At 70.5% G+C, this 16222-nt stretch carries 16 protein-coding genes; 10 read left to right on the top strand and 6 right to left on the bottom strand.

All coding sequences use genetic code 11. The features are described from left to right. Nucleotides 1-85 precede the first annotated feature (85 nt). Together ACZ7JA_RS12865 and ACZ7JA_RS12860 are read right to left on the bottom strand one after the other, a co-directional pair. Nucleotides 86-757, bottom strand: coding sequence for a pyridoxamine 5'-phosphate oxidase family protein (locus tag ACZ7JA_RS12865; protein ID WP_389447420.1), 672 nt, complete (start codon nucleotides 755-757; stop codon nucleotides 86-88). Continuing rightward, nucleotides 754-1884: a globin domain-containing protein gene (locus ACZ7JA_RS12860; protein WP_351663561.1), complete on the bottom strand. Its 1131-nt coding sequence runs from the start codon at nucleotides 1882-1884 to the stop codon at nucleotides 754-756. The genes ACZ7JA_RS12865 and ACZ7JA_RS12860 overlap by 4 nt, the downstream gene beginning before the upstream one ends. A 1194-nt stretch (nucleotides 1885-3078) precedes the next feature. On the opposite strand from ACZ7JA_RS12860, the gene ACZ7JA_RS12855 reads away from it, so the two are divergent. From ACZ7JA_RS12855 to ACZ7JA_RS12810, 10 genes are all read left to right on the top strand, one after another. Continuing rightward, nucleotides 3079-4293 carry an MFS transporter gene (locus ACZ7JA_RS12855; protein WP_351663563.1) on the top strand — a complete coding sequence of 405 codons (1215 nt, stop codon included), beginning with the start codon at nucleotides 3079-3081 and terminating at the stop codon, nucleotides 4291-4293. A 459-nt stretch (nucleotides 4294-4752) separates the two neighbouring features. After that, complete coding sequence (locus tag ACZ7JA_RS12850; protein ID WP_389447417.1) at nucleotides 4753-4935, top strand: hypothetical protein; 183 nt, start codon at nucleotides 4753-4755, stop codon at nucleotides 4933-4935. A gap of 125 nt (nucleotides 4936-5060) precedes the next feature. Continuing rightward, the gene (locus ACZ7JA_RS12845) at nucleotides 5061-5678 is read left to right on the top strand and encodes a DUF6058 family natural product biosynthesis protein (RefSeq protein WP_470808076.1); all 618 of its coding nucleotides are present in this window, start codon (nucleotides 5061-5063) and stop codon (nucleotides 5676-5678) included. 257 nt (nucleotides 5679-5935) lie between these two features. After that, complete coding sequence (locus ACZ7JA_RS12840) at nucleotides 5936-6988, top strand: GlxA family transcriptional regulator (protein WP_470808075.1); 1053 nt, start codon at nucleotides 5936-5938, stop codon at nucleotides 6986-6988. Next, the gene (locus ACZ7JA_RS12835) at nucleotides 6951-8729 is read left to right on the top strand and encodes a thiamine pyrophosphate-binding protein (protein WP_470808074.1); all 1779 of its coding nucleotides are present in this window, start codon (nucleotides 6951-6953) and stop codon (nucleotides 8727-8729) included. The genes ACZ7JA_RS12840 and ACZ7JA_RS12835 overlap by 38 nt, the downstream gene beginning before the upstream one ends. Beyond that, the gene (locus ACZ7JA_RS12830) at nucleotides 8701-9354 is read left to right on the top strand and encodes an SRPBCC family protein (RefSeq protein WP_351663571.1); all 654 of its coding nucleotides are present in this window, start codon (nucleotides 8701-8703) and stop codon (nucleotides 9352-9354) included. The genes ACZ7JA_RS12835 and ACZ7JA_RS12830 overlap by 29 nt, the downstream gene beginning before the upstream one ends. Beyond that, nucleotides 9351-10370 (top strand): ketoacyl-ACP synthase III family protein, encoded by a 1020-nt coding sequence (locus tag ACZ7JA_RS12825; RefSeq protein ID WP_389297806.1) that lies wholly within the window; start codon nucleotides 9351-9353, stop codon nucleotides 10368-10370. The genes ACZ7JA_RS12830 and ACZ7JA_RS12825 overlap by 4 nt, the downstream gene beginning before the upstream one ends. Before the next feature lie 3 nt (nucleotides 10371-10373). Continuing rightward, a complete protein-coding gene (locus ACZ7JA_RS12820; RefSeq protein WP_470808073.1) occupies nucleotides 10374-11393 on the top strand; it encodes a histidinol-phosphate transaminase in 1020 nt (339 codons plus the stop codon). Between the two features lie 294 nt (nucleotides 11394-11687). After that, nucleotides 11688-12062: a VOC family protein gene (locus tag ACZ7JA_RS12815; RefSeq protein WP_389447409.1), complete on the top strand. Its 375-nt coding sequence runs from the start codon at nucleotides 11688-11690 to the stop codon at nucleotides 12060-12062. Between the two features lie 191 nt (nucleotides 12063-12253). Next, complete coding sequence (locus ACZ7JA_RS12810) at nucleotides 12254-12424, top strand: DUF5670 family protein (protein ID WP_011113206.1); 171 nt, start codon at nucleotides 12254-12256, stop codon at nucleotides 12422-12424. A gap of 237 nt (nucleotides 12425-12661) precedes the next feature. On the opposite strand, the gene ACZ7JA_RS12805 is transcribed toward ACZ7JA_RS12810, so the two are convergent. The 4 genes from ACZ7JA_RS12805 to ACZ7JA_RS12790 form a co-directional block, all read right to left on the bottom strand. Then, nucleotides 12662-13927 (bottom strand): PP2C family protein-serine/threonine phosphatase, encoded by a 1266-nt coding sequence (locus ACZ7JA_RS12805; RefSeq protein WP_470808072.1) that lies wholly within the window; start codon nucleotides 13925-13927, stop codon nucleotides 12662-12664. Between the two features lie 158 nt (nucleotides 13928-14085). Continuing rightward, nucleotides 14086-14220, bottom strand: coding sequence for a hypothetical protein (locus ACZ7JA_RS12800; protein WP_470808565.1), 135 nt, complete (start codon nucleotides 14218-14220; stop codon nucleotides 14086-14088). Nucleotides 14221-14499: 279 nt separating this feature from the next. Continuing rightward, nucleotides 14500-14745: a non-oxidative hydroxyarylic acid decarboxylases subunit D gene (locus ACZ7JA_RS12795; RefSeq protein WP_389297813.1), complete on the bottom strand. Its 246-nt coding sequence runs from the start codon at nucleotides 14743-14745 to the stop codon at nucleotides 14500-14502. Between the two features lie 28 nt (nucleotides 14746-14773). Continuing rightward, nucleotides 14774-16201 (bottom strand): non-oxidative hydroxyarylic acid decarboxylases subunit C, encoded by a 1428-nt coding sequence (locus tag ACZ7JA_RS12790; RefSeq protein WP_470808071.1) that lies wholly within the window; start codon nucleotides 16199-16201, stop codon nucleotides 14774-14776. Between the last annotated feature and the right edge of the window lie 21 nt (nucleotides 16202-16222).

Raw genomic sequence — 16222 nt, 5'->3', positions numbered from 1 at the left:
CCCGGCCGGCGTCGCCGACGTTGTGCGCCGACAGCCGGGCTCCCGCAACCGCGGGGCGGTACGCGGGGACCAAGGCGTCGTGGGGTCAGGGGCGGATCCGCAGGCGGTCTCGCCAGGAGGTGCGGCCGGCTTGGGCGTCGACCAGTTCGGAGGCCTGGTGGGCAGGGGCGGGCTCCGGGAAGTACGCGCTGTCCTTGGGGCGGTTCCGGTCCGTCGTCGAGCGGGGGCGCGGGGCCGGCTCGAGGTGGGGGATGTGCTTGGAGCAGTGGACGTACGCTTCCTCGACGGTGACGTGCACCCACAGGTGAGGCTGGCGACCGGGCGCCGTCTCGGTCGGCAGTCGCGGATACCACGCGCGGATCTCGTGGTCCGTGTACAGCCGGACGGTGCCGTTCACGTGCAGCCCTATGTGGTCGTGGGTGAAGTCCATGAAGAGCATCCCGAGCTGGGGATTCTCGGTCATGTTGCCCGCACTGGCCATGACGCCGTTGCCCCGGTACTCGGGGTACGCCAGCGAGCGGTCGTCGAGGGCGACGCAGAAGCCCGGCGGCCCGGAGCGGAAGCTGGCGTCGCAGGCTCCCCCGGAGTCCGCGGTCGACAGGAACACCATGTTCTGCCGGGCTATGAACTCCCTCATGGCGGGCGTCAGGTAGGGGTGGACCTGGCGGTCGTAGAACTCCGCCGCCCGGTCGGTGGTGCCGAGCTGCTGCTGCAGCAGCCGTTCTCCGGTGGAGCCCGGCGTCTCGGATCCGTTCACAGCTGGTCGGTCTCCTCGTCGGACGGAGGCGGCCCCAACGGGGCGGTCAGCACGGGGGTGTCCCAGGGGTCGTAGTGGATGTGCCGGGGCGGCACACCATGGCGCCGCAGGGCCTGCACGGCCTCGCCCAGCATCTGCGGCGGGCCGCACAGGTACGCCTCGTGCCGGTACCACGGGCCGAACTCCGCCAGCACCTCGGGCAGCGTGCCCTCCAGCCCCACGATGCGCTCGTGGGAGACCGCTGCCCGGACGCGGAGCCAGTGGTAGCGCTGGGACATGCGCAGCATGTCATCGAGTCCGTAGAGTTCGTCCGCCGTTCTGGCGCCGATGAACAGGCTGACTTCACGCGCGTCGCCGATGCCGTCCCGGGCCGCTTCCTCGATCAGGGCGCGAATGGGGGCGAGGCCGGTGCCGCCGGCCACGAACAGCAGGTCCCGCTGCGGGGTCTGGCGCAGGACCATGTCGCCTTCCGGCGGGCCGAGCCGGAGCGGGTCTCCGGGGCGAGCCTGGTGGACGAGCGGGTTGCTGACCTGTCCTCCGGGTACGGCCCGTACGTGGAAGGTCAGCTCGGAATTGGGACGTGGGGCGTGCGCGGGGGAGTACTGGCGCCACAGTCTCGGTGCCCAAGGCGTTTCGACGCTCACGTACTGGCCCGCCACGAACGGGTAGGGCTGGTGCGGCTGGACGGTGATCTCGGCGATTCCATGCCCGCGGTGCACGTGCCCGACGATATGCGCGTCCCACACGGCGGGACGGTCACGGGCGTCCTCCTCCGCGGCCCGGGCCATCACGTCCGCGGCCGCGGTGTAGGCGCGCTGCCATGCCGCCGCCAGTGCCGGGCTCCATGCCGGGCCCGCGAAGTGGGAGAGGGCCTGCAGCAGGCATTCGCCGACGGCGGGGTAATGGGCGCTCTGCGTGCCGAACTTGCGGTGGCCGCGACCCAGGCGGGAGCAGAAGGCTATGAGGTTGTCGGGGTCGTCGACCAGTTCCACGATGCGCAGCAGTCCGCGCACCAGACGTTCCCGCTGGACATCGAGATCAGCCGGAAACAGATTCCTGACCTGTGGGTAACGCGCGAACAGGATGCTGTAGAAGTGCGCGGCCAGCTCGGAGACATGAGGAGCCACAATCGTCAGACTGCCCCGTACCAGGGCGACGTCCTCGGCACTGACCGGGGCCGGGGTGGTCGCTGTGTGACCCGGTGGCGCCGGGAACGCCGGGCGGCCCGGGGCGGTCCCGCGCCAGCCGTCTGCCGGCGCGATGGGTCTGTCGGGGTGCGAGGTCAGTTGCATGGACTCGAACCTGCCCGTCACCGTCCACCCCAGACCTGTTCGGTTGCCCACACGGCACAGACTCGAAGGCCGGGCACTTCCTGCGGGGCGCGACCAGGTACGGGCCCGACTCGGTTGACGCCAGTGCGCCGTGGAGCGCTGTGTAGGGAACTCACGTACCTTCTTCTCTCCATGTCGGCACCCTCGGCACAAGCGGTACGACGTCGTCGGACACTGGATCAAAACCGCTGAGAGACACGCGCATGTGTGCAGATGCGTACGCCGACAGCCCGGCAGCCCGGCAAGGGCAACCGTCAGGCGCCCGTCACCCTAGCGTCCGAGGATGGCGCCGAACGACCCAGGAGGGCCCGGTGGAACGATCTATGAGGGTTACCGACCAGTAGCCGAAATTCGCGCTCTGAACAGGCATGGAGTACCGCGCCCGCTCCCTCCGCACGTCGCCGCGCCACAGCGGGGTACCGGCGGCCGGAAGGCGGGTGACGCGACGGCGCATCTCGGCCGAATTGCGCTTCGTTCGTGCCGGCCGAGTTGCTGCGGCACGTTTGGGAAGGGGCGCCGCAAATGGGTCCGGAAGCACCGGACCCACTCGGCCTCGCAGGGGATCCGAGCCGGCGTCACCGCGAGACGATCAGCTCGGCGGCGGTCAGAGTCGGCGTGATTTGGTCGTCGTGCGGGGGTTCGTCCACTCCTCGCGGAGCATTCCGAACAGCACGCGATCGTGCAGCCGGCCCTCCACACAGAGGTATGACCCTCCGGGACGGTGTCCGAATCGCAACGGCTATCCTTGCTCACCGGCCGGTAGCCGACCGCCGCAGCCAGGGCGTCCGCGCTCAGCCTGATGCCGCACATCGCCAGGCGATCTTGGAATGGATTCCTCCGCTCCATTGCTGCATCCCTGTGGGCTCACCCTCTTCCCAGGGCGCTGCGGGTCATGACGACCGGCGCGGCCGGGCGAGGAATCCGCGGACGAGTCCGCACAGCCCCGCTCCCGGTCCCCGGCCCGTCGTCTTCGAAAGGTTCTCCTGCACCATGCCCTTGGCTCTGCTGGCCCTGGCTGTCGTCGCGTTCGGTATCGGCACGACCGAGTTCGCGACCATGGGGCTGCTGCCCCAGATCGCCGACGGAATCGGTGTGTCCGTACCGCACGCCGGCAACGTCGTGTCGGCCTACGCGCTCGGTGTCGTCGTCGGCGCTCCGCTGCTGACGGGCATATGCGCGCGTGTCCCGCACAAACGGCTGCTGCTGCTCCTGACCGGACTGTTCGTGATCGGCAACACGGCGTCCGCCCTGGCCCCCGACTTCGGCACGCTTTTCGCCGCCCGTTTCCTGGCGGGCCTGCCGCACGGCGCGCTGTTCGGCGTCGGCGCCGTAGTCGCCTCGCGGCTGGTCGCCGCGGACAGGGCGGCACGCGCCGTCTCGAAGATGTTCCTCGGACTGACCGTCGCCAACATCGTCGGAGTTCCGGCCGCCACGGCCCTCGGCCAGCATCTGGGCTGGCGCTCCGCCTACGGCGCGGTCGCCGTCATCGGCCTCGTCGCGCTGGCCGCGCTGGCCGCGTTCGTCCCGCACCAGCCGCGCGGGGAGCAGTCCGGCGTCCGGCACGAGCTGCGGGCCATGGGCAACAAGCAGGTCGTCCTCGGTCTGGCCACGGCCGTCGTGGGCTTCGGCGGCTTCTTCGCCGTGTACAGCTACCTCGTCCCGATGCTCACGCACCTGACCCGACTCTCCGACTCGTCGACGACCTGGGTGCTCGCGCTGTACGGCGTCGGCATGACGCTCGGCACCCTGATCGCCGGACCGCTCACCGACCGCGCACTGCGCCCGACGATGTACTGGGGGCTCATCCTGCTGGCCGCGGCCCTGGTGACGTTCTACTTCGCGGTCCACAGCACCGTCCCCGCGCTGGTGACGATCACCTTCATCGGCGCGATGGGCTCCCTCATCACCACACCCGTTCAGATGCTGCTCATGGCCAAGGCCAAGAACGCCCCGACCATGGCGGCGGCGTCCAACCACTCGGCCTTCAACCTGGCCAACGCGGGCGGCGCCTGGCTCGGCGGTCTGGTCATCTCGGCCGGCTGGGGCTGGGCCGCGCCCAACCTGGTCGGCGCGGCGCTCGCCGTGGCCGGTCTGGGCCTCGCCTTCACGGGCGGTGTCATGGACCGGGACCGCCGGCGCTCCGAAGTGATCACGCAGGCATCGCCGACGGCGGAGCAGAAGACACCGGTCCCCACCGCGGACTGACCGGGCAGGGCGGTCCCCTGGTCGTCACGGCACAGCGGTTCGCGTCGATCAGCGTCGCGCGGTCAATGCCCAGGCTCGTCGCATACGAGCCCGGAGATGAGCGGCTCCCGGTAGCGACCCGTGCTCGGCCCGTCACCAGGGCCTTCCACGCGCGTTCGTACGCCTACAGGCCAAGCCGAGGTCGCGGCGGCAGCCCGCAGGCCATGGCCCCCCTCCGTACCCGGCTGACCGCGACGTCCGCCGGTGGACCCGGTCAATGCGATGGACGGCGGCGCGCCGCTCCTGTTACACCGGCTCCTGTCGCATCGACCTGCCGCGGACAGCCACCGCCAGGTGGCCGGCAGGCCGGGTCGTCGAGGAGAGGGACCCTGTGCGTGACGCGCTGCTGGGACTGGCCGACAACCCGGCCCTGCCCGCGGGACTGTCAACCTCGCCCTCGCCCTCTCGGCCCTGGAGACCGTGATCGACGCCGCTGACAGCTCCCTCGCCCGAGCCGCCGCGAGCAACCCGGCACTGCCGGAGGCGACGATGGAGCGGGTCATCGCACGGTCCCTGGGAGAAGGCCGTCCCGGCACACCGCCGGCCGACCGGGCCGCCCACCCCGACCAGCGGCGCCCCAGCCGTGATCGGCGGGGGCAGTAGGGATCATGCTCGCTCTGGTGCCGCGTCACGTCACCCCAGCCGCCCGTCCCTCCCCGATGGTTCGGTGAGTGCCGAATTGTCTTGCCTATAGCGTGCCGAGTCCTGCGCGGGAGATGCCCGCGCTGATGACGCTGGAGGCCCCTGTGCCGGAGACGGACCTGAAGCAGCAACTCGTCGAGCGGTTCCACGAGGTCAACGGACATCATCCGATGACCGATGCCGATGACGTATATGTCAGTGCGCAGTTCGTCGTCCTGGAGGAACTGTGCGCAGTCCATGATCGCGACGTCGATGCGGTCCGTCGGCTGATGCTGGGGCAGCGTCTGCCGCTTCCGGGATACCTGCGCTCCGACGGTGCCGAGATGGTGCCGGCCGACCTGTTCGCTCTCGCCGACGGGGCCGGCGGCGAAGACCTGCTCGAAGCGTGGTTCACCGCTCACTGGGCCGACCCGATCACGGGGAAGGCGGAGTGGAATTCGTATCTCAGCGGACAGTACGTGTGTCTGCACTCGGTGACGCCGGCCAACATTCAGCGCAAGGACTACCTGACGGCCGCGATCGGCGCCGCGGCGAAAGAGCCGGATGCCGGTTCAGCGCAGTGGTCTGCTCGGCTGCACGCTCTGGTCGACGAACTCGACACGTTGGAACCGGCGTTCACCGCCTACGACCGTCTTCGGTTCGGCGGGCCCACATCTCGGGACATTTGCATCGACGACGTGCGCGCCCGCTTCCCGCGCCCGTGACCCGGATCGTCCGCTGACCGGCTGCGGTCCCGAAGGCGTACGAGACGGGCGCCGGCGGCCTGACCGGACCACTGCGCCGTCGGGGCGGACAGGCCACCGCACCGCCACACCCTGTGAGCTGCCTCACTCGAAGCAGCCCGCTCTGCGCGCGAAGTGCCTCGCCAGCGCGTTGTCCGCGTGTGCGGCGGGGCCCGGTGGCCGGATGCGTCAGTAATCTGTCATTGCAGCCAGTGCGGTAGCCGATACAGGCTGTGACCGTGTTGGAGCGACGTGTTGTTGTGGTGGTGTACGCCGGTGCGATGGCCCTGGACGTCACCGGACCGATCGAAGTGTTCGATACGGCGAACCGGCTTCTGGGCCCCACGGGCGCCCCCTACCGGACCGACTTCGTCTCGGCCGACGCACCGCTGGTGCGCATGAGTTCGGGAGTGGTGGTGCACGCCTCGCCGCTGGAGGCGGGTGAGGGCCCGGTCGACACGCTTCTGGTGCCGGGCGGCTGGAGTCTCGACAACGCGCTGCGCGACCGGGAACTCGTCTCCTGGATCGGCCGTGCCGCGGCTCGGTCGCGCAGAGTCGCCTCCGTGTGCGGCGGATCGTTTCTGCTGGCCGAGGCAGGCCTTCTCGACGGCCGGCGCGCCACCACGCACTGGGCGTACAGCGAGGCGATGGCGTGCCGCTATCCACGGGTGACGGTGGACGCGGAGCCGATCTTCGTCTGGGACGGACCCTTCGTGACGTCCGCGGGCGTGTCGACGGGGATCGACATGGCGCTCGCCCTGGTGGAGGCCGACCACGGGTCGGCGCTGGCACTGGAGACGGCGCGGTTCCTTGTGCTGTTCCTCAAGCGGCACGGAGGGCAGTCCCAGTACAGCGCCGTCCTCGACGCCCAGTTGGCCGACCATCCGCCGATCCGGGCGGCACAGGAGTGGATCCAGGACAACCTGGACGGCCCGCTGCCCGTGGCCGAGATCGCGCGGCGGGCCACCATGAGCCAGCGCAACTTCGCCCGGGTGTTCCGGCGCGAAGTCGGCATGACACCCGGCCAGTACGTCGAGCGCACGCGTATCGCCCGGGCCCGTGAACTGCTGGAGACCACTGACCTGGCGATCGGCCAGATAGCCGGCCGCTGCGGATTCTCGGCCCCCGAGACGTTCTTCCGCTCCTTCGGACGAACCCTGGGGCTCACCCCCAAGGAGTACCGGCTGCGCTTCCAGGTCATCTCGCCGTCCGGCCTCATCGACCGGCACCACGAAAGGGAGGGGAGCCCCCCTTATGACCACCACGGCTCCAGGACCGTGCGAAGGATCTGAATCGGTACGCCTGGTCGACCTTCTCGCAAGGGAACTCGCCAGGACCGGCGTCACCCACATGTTCGGGGTCGGCGGCGCGAACATCGAGGACCTGTACGACGCCGTGCACCGCGTCGGCACCGTCCGCGGCGTCGTCGCCAAACACGAGTTCTCCGCCGTCACCATGGCCGACGGGTACGCGCGCACCACCGGGCGCCTCGGCGTGGTCGCCGCCACCTCGGGTGGTGGGGCGATGAACCTGGTACCAGGGCTGGCGGAGGCCCATGCCTCCCGGGTGCCCGTGCTGGCACTGGTGGGACAGCCGCCGACCGGCCAGGAAGGGCACGGGGCGTTCCAGGACTCCAGCGGCAAAGCGGGCTCTTTCGACGCGCGGGACGTCTTCGCCCCTGTGTCGCGGTTCTGCGCCCGCGTCGACGACCCGGATTCGTTCGCGGAGTTACTGCCCCGGGCACTCGCTGCGGCACAGTCCACTCCCCGCGGTCCGGCCGTGCTGCTGCTGCCCAAGGACGTGCAGCAAGCCCGGATCCGGGTGCCGGTCCACGGTGAGGCGCAGGTGCCGGACGATCTCGCGGCGGCATCCGCGGCCCCGCCCGGCGCGGCCGCCGTCGCCGCCGTGTCGGACGCCCTTCGCAAGGCCGGCCGCGTCCTCGTCGTCGCCGGCGAGGAGGTGGCCGCCACCGGCGCGCGTGAGGATCTCGCGGCACTGGCCCGGCGGCTGGGGGCCTGGGTGGCGGTCACCCCGGACGCCAAGGACGTCTTCGACAACCGTGATCCGCGATTCGCCGGTGTGGCCGGGGTGATGGGCCACGCCAACGTGGAGGACTGCTTGCGGCGGGCCGACCTGTGCCTGCTCGTCGGTACCCGGTTGCCGCTCCTGGCACGCGGCGGCCTCGACCGGGCGCTGACCGCCACCGATGTCGTCTGCCTCGGCTCCGAGCCGCCGTTCGTGGCAGGCAGCACGCTCGGCGGGAATGTGCGCGACGCGCTGCGCGCGGTGGCCGCCCGGCTGCCGTCCCACCCACGCCCCTGCCCACCGCACGCCGGCCCGGTGCCCGCGCCGGTGCCCTCCCGCCCGGCACGGGAGGGAACCGTCCCCCTCGCCCGGGCGGTCGCCGCGGTGGAGGTGGCCCTCCCACCGGACGCGAACGTCTTCGTGGACGCCGGCAACGCCGGTGCGTGCGCGATCCATCTCCTCCCGGCACCGCGCCACGGCCGCTTCGTGGTGGCGGTCGGGATGGGCGGCATGGGCTACACCTTCGGCGCCGGGATCGGCGCCGCGCTCGCCACCGGCCGGCGCACCTACGTCCTCGCCGGCGACGGGTCCTTCTTCATGCACGGCATGGAGGTGCACACCGCCGTGGAGTACGGCGCACCCGTGACGTTCGTGATCCTCAACAACAACGCGCACGCCATGTGCGCGCTGCGGGAGCGGTTCCTCCAGGGCCGGTCCCGCGACGACGACCTGTTCGCACCCACCGACCTCGCCGCCGGAGCGGCCGCCGCCTTCCCGTCTCTGCCGGCCACGGACGCCACCGACGCGGCGCGGCTGCGCGGGGCACTGCTGCGCGGCAACGAGGGCGACGGCCCGGTGCTGGTCTCGGTGGCCTGCGACCCGCTGGAAATCCCCCCGTTCCTTCCCTTCCGGTCCTTCGCCGCCGAAGGCACCCGAACCACCGAAACCGCCGAAGTCACCAAGAGCAAGAAGGATTCAGATGAGCGAGAAGCCGTCCACGTTGGCTGACATCCCCGGTCTGGTCCGCATCGAGAGCGCAGGAAAGGAAGAACTGACCGCCCACTGCATGGAGCTGACCCACGCGGTGTATCCGCACCACCAGGTCCACGGGCAGTACTGCACCATCCACGAGTACGTCGACTGCCCGCCGGAGCAGGCGTACGACTACCTGCGCCAGGGACACCACCTGGAGGAGTGGACCTGCAGCCTGCGGGACTTCGCTCCCACCGGCACGCCGGGGCTGTGGGCCGGCAGGGACCGGCTGGAGGACGACACCCCGATCTACTGCAGGGTGCTCGCCAACCGTGAGGCCATGACCGTGGACTACCACTGCTCCTGGGACCAGGGCGACAAGCTGTGGATGATCTACCTGATGCGGGTCGTACCGGCCCGGCTGGTACTCGACAGGCCCGGCTCGGTGATCACGTGGACCAACTGCCGGCACCCCTACTACGACGACAACCCGCACCCCGAGCTGGCTCCCAGCCCGGAGCGGCCCTGGGTGGGCGACTACTGGGACCTCTTCTACGCCGGCCACACCCTGGAGATGCGCAACCTCAAGGCCATCCTGGAGCATCGCCATCGCAACGGTCTGTCGGTCGGTTCGGCGCCGGCGAGGGCGGTGGCGCCGTGACCACGGTCAGCCTCACCGACGTCGCGAGCTATCTGCCCGGCGAGCCGGTTCCTGCGGAGTTCTACACGGAGTTCCCCGGAGCGGAGGACAAGCTCCGCCACCACCCCATGTTCAGGGTCCCGCCGGCACGGCACCACGTGGCCCGGGACGAGACCAACGCCGAGATGGTGGAGCGTGCCGTACAGCCGCTGATCGAACGGCACGGCCGGGCCGAGATCCGGAACGTCGACGTGCTTCTGGTGCACAGCCAGTTGCCCGACCTGCCGTTCGTGGGCGCCGGGACCGAGGTGGCGCGCCGGCTGGGCCTGAACCCCGAGTGGCTCGTCGACGTGGCCAACGCGGGCTGCGCGTCCTTCGTCCACATGTTGAAGCTGTCACGGCAGATCCTCGCCACCACCGACGCGAAGACGGCGCTGATCTGCAACGCGCAGAGCGCCGCCGGGCAGTGGTTCACCCAGTCCGAGGTGCGCAGGCTCGCCCAGGCGGCGATCCCGGGCGACGGGTGCGGTGTGGGGTATGTGACGACGTCGTCCGGGTCGCCGGTCCTCGGCGTGGAGACGCGGCACATCGGCGAGTACGCCGGTGACATGACGGTGGCGGTCGACGACGGTCGCAAATACTGGGAACCGGGAGAGTCCCAGCTGCGGATCGGGTTCACCGACTCGAGCGTGGCCAAGGTCCTGGCGCGGGGCAACAGGCTCGTGCCCGAGGTGGTCACGGAGCTGTGCGGACGGCTCGGCGTGGCCAGCACCGACATCGACATGCTCATCACCAACCAGCCCAACCGCACCTTCCTGCGGAACTGGCGCGAGGCGCTGCTGCTGCCTGCCGAACGGCACCTGGACACCTTCGACGAGTGCGGGAACCTGTTCGGAGCGGCGATCCCGGTCACCCTGGACCGGGCGATCGGCTCCGGGCAGGTGGCGGACGGCGATCTGGTGGTGCTCGGGGGCTTCGCCCACGCGGGCGACTTCGCCGGTGCGGTCGCCGTTCGCTGGCACGGCGGACGGAGCTGAGCCGTGGACGTCCCCGTGCTGCACCGGCTCGCCCTGAACGAGAGTCCGTATCCGCCGCTGCCCTCGGTGCGCGAGGCGATGCGGCGGGCCGTGGCGCAGGCCCACCGCTATCCGGAGTTCCACCCCGACGACCTCACCGAGCGGATCGCCGCTTGGTGCCGGGTGCCTCCCGACCGGGTCGCCGTCGGCAGCGGATCGGTCGGCGTGGCGCTGCAGTTGTTCCGGGCAGTGGTCCGGCCCGGCGACACCGTGGCCCACGCCTGGCGCACGTTCGACGCGTATCCCCTACTGGCCGCCATGGCCGGCGCCCGATCCGTCCCCGTACCGCTGTCGCCGGACGGACACCAGGATCTGGGCGCCCTGCTCGCGGCGCTCGACCACCGCACGCGGGTCGTGGTGCTGTGCAACCCTCACAACCCCACCGGCAGCCTCATCGGTGCCGAGGCCCTGTCGGCATTCCTGCGCCGGGTTCCCCGGCACGTCACCGTGCTCCTCGACGAGGCGTACGTGGAGTTCGCCCGCGGCGCCGACCTGCCGGACTCGCCGGCACTCTCGGGTGCGTACCCCAACCTGCTGGTGCTGCGTACGTTCTCCAAGGCCTACGGTCTCGCGGCACTGCGGATCGGCTACGGGTTGGGCGCCCCCGCCCTGGTGGAGTGGATCCGCGGGCAGCAGCTGCCCTTCGGGATCAACGCGGTGGCAGCGGCCGCGGTGAAGGCCTCGCTGCGGGCCGAGAGCGAGCTGCGCCGGCGCGTGGACACCGTCGTCGCCGAACGCGAGCGGCTCCGCGACGAGCTCGTGTCCCTCGGCTGGCGGGTACCGGCCGGCCACGCGAACTCCGTCTGGCTCGCGGCGCCCGATCCGGTCGGCGAGGGCGCCGCGGCGCTCGCCGGCGCCGGCGTCCAGGTGCGCCACTACCCCAACGAGGGCCTGCGGCTCACCGTGGGCGACCGGAAGGCCAGCGACGCCGTGCTGACCGCGCTGGCCGGACTGCGCGGACAGCGGCGCGCGCCGAACGCGTGAAGCACCCGGCGGTACGGTCCAGGGGCTCCGGCCACCGCCGGCGGCCGGAGCCCCGGACCGGTTCGTGCCGTCGGCTGTCACGGGTGCCTCGCTGTTGTCGCAGCCGGCGAGACTGAGTAGGGTCACCGGACATGAACACCGGACCGGCGCTGCGCCACGCACGGATTGGCTATCCGGTGGAGGGCTGATCGATGACCGGGTGCGCGGTAGGCACCCCCTCGGTTCGGCACGCGGACCTCCCGACACTCGTGCACTACGAGTCCGTCTTCCGTGTCGAACCACATCGAGGTTTGAATGACAGTCACGTTCAACCACACCATCATCGCGGCCGAAGATCGCAACGAGTCGGCTCGGTTCTTCCGTGAGCTGTTGGAAGTCCCCGAAGCGCCGTCCTGGGGCCCGTTCACCAACATCCAGCTCTCCGACGGCGTGCTGCTCCAGTTCGCCGAGCCGCCGGTGGAGATCCAGATGCAGCATTACGCGTTCCTGATCGACGACGAGTTGTTCGACCGGGCCTATCGGCGGCTGTGTGACCGCGGCATCGAGCACTGGGCCGATCCGCAGATGCGACGCCCAGGCGAGATCAACAGCGAGCACGGCGGTCGCGGGGTGTACTTCAAGGACCCCGCCGGTCACGCGATCGAGCTGATCACCCGCCCGTACCTGTAGCTGAGGGAGCGTCTGGTCGGGCAGCCGAAACGCGGTGCCCGGCCCGCCGCGACCCGACCCCGACGGGGCTGGGGGACCATGTCCGGCGTGCGGGGCCCGCGCATATGCCCCGTCCTCTGCGAAAGTAACTCCTGTTTTGTGGGCTTGTCAGCATGAGGTAAGGGCACCTGTTGGCCAGGAGGTTGATAACGATGGTTCCCCTGCTTCTGGTTCTTCTGCTGGCCCTGATCCTCTTCGGTGCGGGTTTCGCGCTGAAGGCACTGTGGTGGATCGCGGTGATCGTGCTCGTCGTGTGGCTGCTGGGCTTCGTCGTCCGTACGGCGGACAGTGGCGGCCGCAAGGGCCGCTGGTACCGCTGGTAGACGACAGATACACCTGGCGCGCGGAACGCGCCGTGCGCGGGAAGTGAGTGGGGCCCGGCCGCATACGGCCGGGCCCCACTCGCGTAACCGGCCATCCCGCTGGCGGTTGGGAGGGATCGGGCGTATCGGGCGCACCGCAGGGTACGTGAGACATGCAACGGCCCCGCAGGCCCAGCAGTGGAACCCTGCTCCTCCTGCCTGCGGGGCCGCTGCGCCCGAGCGGCCGACGGTTTCCTTTCAGGGCGCCGACGGCTTGGTCGACCCGTCCAGGCGGACGACGACCAAGGCGATGTCGTCGTCGGCGCCGCCGGCGACGTCGAGGCGGGCGAGGAGGGCGTCGGCGAGGTGCTCCGCGCCGAACGCGGTGCAGGCGGCGAGCGTGGAGATCAGCCGGGACAGCCCGGCGTCGATGTCCTCACCGCGGCGTTCGATCAGACCGTCGGTGTAAAGGATCAAAGTGTCGCCGGGAGTGTAGGTCGCGGTGGCCTGTGGCCTGGGGACGTGTTCGGGGCGGGCGCCCAGCGGGGGGTCGGTGGCCTGGTCGAGCAGAGTGCAGGTCCCGTCCGGATGCAGAAGAACGGGTGGGGGGTGGCCGGCGCTGCTGTAGAACAGCAGGCGGCTGTGACAGTCCACCAGGACTTGGGCGACGGTGGCGGCCAGCGCGCCCTCGACGGAGCGCGCATACAACCCCAGAACCTCAAGAGCCTGGGCAGGGCCGTAAACGGCGCGGGTGGCGGCGCTCAGCGCGCTGCGGAGCCTGCCCATGACGGTGGCGGCCATCAGCCCGTGGCCGACCACGTCGCCGACCGTGACCGTGAAGCGGTCCGTGGGCAGGTCCACCGCGTCGTACCAGTCGCCGCACACGTTCAGTGATCCGGTCGCGGGCAGGTAGCGCACGGCGACATCCGGGTGCCGGGCCAGGTCGGGGGAGTGAAGCATGGCTTCCTGGAGAGCGACGGCGATGCGCCGTTCACGGGCGTGAGCTTGCCGCAGTTCCTCGTTCAGCCGCTGCAGCTGCCGTGCCCGGGAGTACAGCTCGGCCTCCATGGCCGCTTCCCGGCCGGGACTCACCGACGGCAGATCCGCCGTGCGGCGGGCACGGACGACCTCGGTCATGTCCTCGGACCGGTGGACTATCCAGGCGACCTCCCCGCCCGGGCCGAGGACCGGCACGTTGATCGCGGTCCACCACCGCTCCTTGAAGACCTCGGGATTGCCGGCGACCGGGATGTCGTACTTCTGCAACGCCATGTGATCCGTTTGGCGGGAGGACAGGACACGGTGCAGTGAGTCCTTCAGCGTCGCCACCCCGTCGGCTTCCGGGCTGGCGGGATTGCTGGGGAAGGCGTCGAAGAGGTACTGCCCGACCAGCTCGCCACGGCTGCGTCCGGTCACCGCGCAGAAGGCCGCGTTGGCATCGGCGATCACCAGGTCCGTGCCGAGCACCAGGCACGGGCTCGGAAGGGCGGCGAACACCCCGGAGTAGTCGATGTCGGGTTCCACACCCATTCCCTGCCAATGGCTCGCTCTCAAATCTACGTAAGGTTCAGCAGTGCCGCCCACCGGAGAAACCTGTGGCACACGCCCTGCCCCGCAGGCGGTTGAGGCGCCAGGCGGGTGTCCCGGACGTTGCGGACAAGGTCGGACACGGTGCCATAGGTTCACCAGGCTGCCGCAGCTCCGTCGCCTCGCTGCGAGGGGGGAACCTCGTCGGGGAACGCGTCGTCGAACTCGCTGCGCAGCCTGTCGGCCCGGGCGACGGCACCGGCGACGAACCGCTTGCGGACAGTGATCACCAGCCTCCTGGCCCAGTCCCCGGCCGCCCAGGGCCCCGGGCCCCGGCCCCGTCCCGCGACGGACCGCCCGTCTTCGCCGCGGTGGCCCGCCACCCGGGCTGTCCTGCCGCCCCGTTCCACCGCATGGCGGCGGATCCGGCCGTCACACGCCGTCACGCGGCCGCCAACCCGGCCCTCGCTCTCTCGACCCTGAGGATCTTGATCGACGCCTCTGGCAGCTCCCTCGCACGAGCCGCCGCGAGCAACCCGGCACTGCCCGAGGCGACGGCCACGGCATCGTCAGCTGTGGCTTCGCAGTGGTGGGACGGCCGGTACTTCGATGGCGTCGTCGATGTCGGCCTCGGTCAGCTTGAAGGCGTCCGGGTAGGCATCGCGACGGGTGCGGCGGGCGGGTTCGATGGTTCGCCAGGTGTACAGGCAGCGGCCGCACTGGAGCACATCCCATACTCCGGGGACGGGTGACGTGGCGAGCCGGGTGACGGTCTCGAACGCGCAGCGGGGGCAATCAACAGGCTTTTCGTTCATGGAAGTCGTCCTATCGAGGGAGAGGGGGTCAGTGGCGGGCCGCGATGAGCCGCTGCAGGCGGGCAGCCCACTCGGCGGTCTCGGGCAGGTCCTTGGCCGGCGTGGAGAAGTTGCCGCGGAGGTCGGGGGCGACCGGGGTCGTCGCGTCGATGATCATCTTGCTGGTGATACCGGCGGGCTGGGCGGCGGGCGCGAGTTCCACGACCGACAGGTTCGGGATGACGACGACGTCGTCCTTGGGGTTGACCTTGGCGGACATGGCCCACATGACCTGCGGCAGGTTGAACGGATCGACGTCCTCGTCGACGAGGATCACCTGGGACACGTAGCCGAGACCGTGCGGTGTCGTCATGGCCCGCATGGCGACGGCCTTGGCGAAGCCGCCGTACCGCTTCCTCGTCGAGATGATCACCATGAGGCCGTGCGTGTACATGGCGTTCACGGCCTGCACCTCGGGGAACTCCGCGCGCAGCTGCTTCAGGAGCGGCACGCAGGTGTTGGGGCCGACGAGGTAGTCGCACTCCGTCCACGGCATGCCGAGATACAGCGACTCGAAAACCGGGTTCGTGCGGTACGAGACTCGGTCCACGCGGATGACGGGCATGCGGCGCCCGCCCGAGTAGTGGCCCGTGAACTCCCCGAACGGGCCCTCTATTTGCCGCTTACGGGACTCGATGACGCCATCGATGACGACTTCGCTGCCCCACGGCACGTCGAACCCGGTGAGCGGCGCGGTGGCGATCGGAGCGGGCGCACCGCGCAGCGCACCGGCCATCTCGTACTCGCTCTGGTCGTACGCCATCGGCATCCCGGCGACGATCGCCATCACGGGGTCGTTGCCGAGGGTGATGGCGATGGGCAGGTCCTCGCCCACCTCCTCGGCCTTACGCAGGTGCTGGGCGACGTCGTGCATGGGGACGGGCTGGAAGGCGAGCCGGTCGCGCCCGATGACCTGGATGCGGTACGTGCCCACGTTCTGCTTGCCGAAGTTCTCCGGATCCTCGGGGTCGCGTGAGACGACGGCGGCCTTGTCCAGGTAGAAGCCGCCGTCGCCGTCGTTGAGGCGGAAAAGTGGGAGGACGGAGAAGAGGTCGACGTCGTCGCCGTCCTGGTGGTTCTCCCGCCAGGGTGCGTCCTCGCGGCGCTCCGGCGGGACGGGGAAGGCGTCCCAGCGGCGGGCGAACTCCTCGACCTGCTCCTTGACCGGCGTGTTGCGCGGCAGTCCGAGGGCGAGCGCGTGGTTGGCCCACGAGCCGTGGACGTTCAGGGCGATGCGGGCGTCGGTGAAGCCCTTGACCCGGTCGAAAAAGAGGGCGGGGGCGTTCTCGCCGATGCGGCCGGTGGCGTTGGCCGCGGCCGCGAGATCGGGTTCGGGCAGTACTTCGTCGGTGATGCGCAGCAGTTGGCCCTCCTTCTCCAAGGTGTCGAGAAAGCTGCGCAGATCGTCATGGGCCATGATGAAGTCCTTCTGGGGTGG

Source organism: Streptomyces sp. NPDC038135, assembly GCF_055601245.1.
This window is presented reverse-complemented; position numbering and strand designations above follow the sequence as displayed.

Bases quoted from the DNA above. Each gene is read 5' to 3' on its own strand.
- ACZ7JA_RS12855 (WP_351663563.1), top strand. From the start codon at position 3,079: ATGCCCTTGGCTCTGCTGGCCCTGGCTGTCGTCGCGTTCGGTATCGGC.
- ACZ7JA_RS12845 (WP_470808076.1), top strand. From the start codon at position 5,061: ATGACGCTGGAGGCCCCTGTGCCGGAGACGGACCTGAAGCAGCAACTC.
- ACZ7JA_RS12835 (WP_470808074.1), top strand. From the start codon at position 6,951: ATGACCACCACGGCTCCAGGACCGTGCGAAGGATCTGAATCGGTACGC.
- ACZ7JA_RS12830 (WP_351663571.1), top strand. From the start codon at position 8,701: ATGAGCGAGAAGCCGTCCACGTTGGCTGACATCCCCGGTCTGGTCCGC.
- ACZ7JA_RS12815 (WP_389447409.1), top strand. From the start codon at position 11,688: ATGACAGTCACGTTCAACCACACCATCATCGCGGCCGAAGATCGCAAC.
- ACZ7JA_RS12810 (WP_011113206.1), top strand. From the start codon at position 12,254: ATGGTTCCCCTGCTTCTGGTTCTTCTGCTGGCCCTGATCCTCTTCGGT.
- ACZ7JA_RS12795 (WP_389297813.1), bottom strand. From the start codon at position 14,745: ATGAACGAAAAGCCTGTTGATTGCCCCCGCTGCGCGTTCGAGACCGTC.
- ACZ7JA_RS12790 (WP_470808071.1), bottom strand. From the start codon at position 16,201: ATGGCCCATGACGATCTGCGCAGCTTTCTCGACACCTTGGAGAAGGAG.